At 35.4% G+C, this 4,518-nt stretch carries 3 protein-coding genes; 2 read left to right on the forward strand and 1 reads right to left on the reverse strand.

The window, feature by feature from the left end:
- Positions 1-216: 216 nt before the first annotated feature.
- Positions 217-1,266, reverse strand: a complete 1,050-nt coding sequence (locus tag H4K33_RS16090) for an integrase core domain-containing protein (RefSeq protein ID WP_088656288.1) — start codon at positions 1,264-1,266, stop codon at positions 217-219.
- 239 nt (positions 1,267-1,505) lie between these two features.
- Here H4K33_RS16090 and H4K33_RS16100 point away from each other — a divergent pair, with 239 nt between their 5' ends.
- A complete protein-coding gene (locus H4K33_RS16100) occupies positions 1,506-3,062 on the forward strand; it encodes an NAD(P)H-dependent oxidoreductase (protein WP_262711043.1) in 1,557 nt (518 codons plus the stop codon).
- A gap of 365 nt (positions 3,063-3,427) precedes the next feature.
- Entirely contained in the window at positions 3,428-4,228 is an 801-nt protein-coding gene (blaOXA, locus tag H4K33_RS16105) for a class D beta-lactamase (protein WP_182650820.1), read from the forward strand.
- Positions 4,229-4,518: the final 290 nt, after the last annotated feature.

Below are 4,518 nucleotides of genomic sequence, written 5' to 3' on the forward strand. Positions count from 1 at the left end.
AATGCATCACATAAAAAATACATCCTTGATGGTAGAATGTACCACAAGAACTTGAATTCGTATTTCTAATTATATTATTTACTGCCGCATAGTGTGACAAAGGTAGAAAATAAATTTTAAAATCAACTGTATTAGCCCGTAATAACCGAGCACATTAATTGTATTTAATCTTTTTTATTACTTTTGTATCGGACAAGCTGATCCGATGGTGATATATTATACCGAAGGATTTATTGAAGGGGTGTTACTGTAAGTAATTGCCCCTTTTATCATTGACTGAAGAGCTATTTCATTTCTTCGTGGCATTGAGCCACTTGAAATGAGGACAAGCTGAACCTCAGGATCCTTATTGCCCGATGGTATGTCATCATTTTCTTTTCGCTGGCTTTCGGCGTACTTTTCCCTGTATTCTACAGGAGAACAGTATTCCAGTCTATGAAATATCCAATCCGTGTTGTAGTCATTAATAAATTGATTAATACTGTTATAAGCTTCCTCAAAGGAAGAAAATGTTTCTGTTTGCAACACCTGTTCTTCCAGGGTGCGGTGAAACCGCTCTATTATCCCGTTGCATTGCGGTGACCGTACAAACGCTTTGGACACCTCCAATCCCAGGAATTTCATTTCATTCATAAAATCAGCAGAGTCATACTGCGAGCCATGGTCGCTTCTTAATTGCAACTTCATTCCTTTACACACATCCTTACCTACCGAACCGAAAGTCTTCCGTACAGCGGCCCTAACAGGCTCCATGGCGGCAAACCGGTTGCCTTTCCTTGCAATATGCCATGAGATAATCTCATCGTTAAAGTGATCGATCACACCAAAGAACCAATGCCAACCTGACCCATCAATCCAAAACCTCTTCCCGTCAGTGGCCCACATTACATTGGGTGCATCCGTGATTATAGTACCATCATGTTCGCGCTTATTCGTCTTCCCGGGCCTTCTGTAGGGGCTCAGCAGGTTGTTTTCCCGCATGATGCGGTTCACACGTGCCTTGCCGGCTACCAGAGCGTTTATCTTCCTTTTACCCATGCGCTTCTTCACTTTCAGATAACCTTCAGCGTTGAATGTACTCTTCTTAATTTCTTCCTTAATCTCCTGTAAAACCTCTTCATCGCTATGCTTGGGTTTTCTGCCCCGTTTCCCTGTTTTGGGAGTAGGGTTTTCATACCAGGTGCTGCTGCTGTAGCCGACTACCTTGAATATCAAACGCTTCGGATATGGTTTCCCGGTTAATGGATAATGTTCCTCTATCAGCATGGAGATTATTTCCTTTTTAGTTTTGCTGCCAATTCGTCGATAGGAAGGATTAGAGCAATAATTCCATAAGGGAATCGATCGAATCCCCCCTTGTAGAGAAAAATGAGGGCCTAATGGCCGCTTATAAAATTCTTTTTTTAGGATTTTTTAAGGAAATTTGGCTTTTTTGAACTGTTTATCTATATTAAGGGCATCAATATTATGATGTTGTAGCTAAGGGTGAATTAACAAATAAAATTATAGAACGTGCGACTGATTTTTTTAAACAAAATGGATTTGATGTTAAATATACACACATTGAAAAGGGTTATGATATAAAAGAAGAGTGTGATAAATTTGAGTGGGCTGATGCAGTTTTATTTCAATATCCTACTTATTGGATGGGAGTTCCTTGGATTAGTAAAAAATATTTTGATGAAACTTTTACTCAAGGAAGACACTATACAAGTGATGGAAGAAGTAGAAGTGATGAGAGTAAAACTTATGGAAGTGGAGGACTTTTAAAGGGTAAAAAATATATGTTAAGTATCACATACAACTGTCCAAAGAGTGAATTTAATAATCCAAATGGTTTTTTTGATGGATTATCACTAGATGAAGCAAATGTTGCTACTCATAAAACTTTTCAATTTGTTGGATTAGAACCTTTAAAAACTTACTCTGTGCATGATATTTTTAAAGGAGATTTGGATTTAAATAAAGAGTTAGCTAAATTTGAAGATACTTTAAGAGAGAATTTTATAAAAATAGAGGATTTGACAATGAGTTTATTATTAAACAAAGGTAAAATAGGTAATTTGGAACTAAAAAATAGAGTTGTAATGCCACCTATGTGTATGTATAAAAGTGATAATAGTGGAGAATTAAAAGATTTCCATATGTTTCACTATACTTCAAGAGCAATGGCTGATGTTGGTTTAATTATTGTTGAACCAGCATCAGTTGAGCCAAAAGGAAGAGTTTCATCTTTTGAATTAGGACTTTGGGATGATTCTTTAATTGAAAATCATAAAAAAATGAATGAGAAGTTACACTTATTTGGAGCAAAAAGTTCTATACAATTAGCTCATGCAGGAAGAAAATCTGAAGTTGTTGATGATATTTGTGTAGCTCCAAGCTCAATTGCTTTTAGTCAAAAATCACCATATAAAGTTCCAAAAGCGTTAAGTCTTGAAGAGATAACAAAAATAAAAGAGTTGTTTGTAAATGCTGCAATTAGAGCCGAAAAAGCAAATTATGATTCAGTAGAACTTCACGCTGCTCATGGATATTTGTTGTGTGAATTTTTATCACCTTTAACAAATAAAAGAGATGATATTTATGGTGGAAGTTTAGAAAATAGGTGTAGATTAGTAATTGAAACTGCAAAAGAGATAAAAAATAGGGTAAAATTACCCCTTATTGTTAGAATTAGTGCTGATGAATGGATGCAAAATGGATGGAATATAGAAGACTCTATCTATTTAAGTAAAGAGTTAGAAAAAGTTGGAGTTGATTGTATTCATGTTTCAAGTGGTGGAAATATAGAAAATCCAGATAAAATACCAAAAATTGAACCATTTTATCAAGCTAATTGGGCAAAAGAGATTAAAAAAAGTGTAGATATTCCTGTTATTGCTGTTGGTTTAATAACAACAGCAAAAGAGGGTGAATATCTTCTTGAAAATAGTTTTTGTGATTTTGTTGCATATGGAAGAGAGTTGCTTAAAAATCCAAATCTTGTATTTTATGCTGCAAATGAACTAAACGAAAAAGAGAAAATTGATAGCTCTTATGCAAGAGCATTTTTAAAATAATATTAATAAAAAATAAGGATAAAGTCGATAGGAAGGATTAGAGCAATAATTCCATAAGGGAATCGATCGAATCCCCCCTTGTAGAGAAAAATGAGGGCCTAATGGCCGCTTATAAAATTCTTTTTTTAGGATTTTTTAAGGAAATTTGGCTTTTTTGAACTGTTTATCTATATTAAAATCCGAAATTAGAGATTTTACGCTTTGGAGCAATAGATGATGAACCAGATGAAGGCGTTGTTCCTGAGTCCGGCGTTCAAGTTATTTATGTGAAGGGAGCTCGGCACATAGATTTATGTGATCGAGGGAGTCCTGAAATTAAGGATGAAATTCAAAAATTAATTATTCAGTTTTTAGATAGGTAAATCATGAAAAAAGTTATTTTATTGTTATGTTCCATTATGTTATCGGCCAACGTAGCCTTTGCCGATAGCTGCTTTATTGCAAAAGAGAATGGAAAAGTTTTACAAAGTGAGGGTGACCCGGAAAAGCGCTATGCGCCTATGTCTACTTTTAAAATCGCTCTAAGCCTCATAGGATTTGATTCTGGCATTCTTGTCGACGAAATGCATCCCGTATGGCCTTTTAAAGAAGGATATGTTGATTGGCGTGATGCTTGGAATCAGGATCAAACTCCCAAAAGCTGGATGAAAGAATCCTGTGTTTGGTATAGCCAAGTTTTAACAAAACAACTTGGCATGGAAAATTTTCAAGAGTATGTCACAAAATTTGATTACGGAAATAAAGACCTTTCAGGTGACAAAGGACAAAACAACGGCCTTACAAATGCTTGGTTATCGAGTTCTCTGCAGATTTCAAGCGCAGAACAAGTCGCCTTTTTACAGAAGATGCTAGCGGGCAAATTACCTGTTAAGCCGCACGCCACGGCAATGACAAAAAATATTCTATTTGTTGAAGAGTTAAAAAACGGCTGGAAGTTTTATGGCAAAACAGGAATGGGCAGTCTGTTAAATGCCGACGGAACAAAAAATCCTGATTTATATCATGGCTGGTTCATTGGTTGGATTGAAAAAGGCGATAGAAGAATTATTTTTTCAAACCACATAGAAGACGATAAAAAAGAAGAGATTGGCGCCAGTCAGCGTGCCAAAGCAGATGCAAAAGAAAGATTAACGAAAATTATAGATCAAATCGAAGGTAATAAATGACAACAATAACGTCGATAGGAAGGATTAGAGCAATAATTCCATAAGGGAATCGATCGAATCCCCCCTTGTAGAGAAAAATGAGGGCCTAATGGCCGCTTATAAAATTCTTTTTTTAGGATTTTTTAAGGAAATTTGGCTTTTTTGAACTGTTTATCTATATTAAGCGAGAATGCATTCTTTGATTATTTTGCTTATCATTCTCTTATCCTAATTCCTTCTCAAACATATACATCAATTTATCTTTTTCATTCAGTTCTACACTTCTGCTTACCTTTTTATTGGTGATTTGA

Origin of the sequence: Myroides sp. WP-1 (genome assembly GCF_014145635.1) — a bacterium.
Lineage (GTDB): Bacteria > Bacteroidota > Bacteroidia > Flavobacteriales > Flavobacteriaceae > Flavobacterium.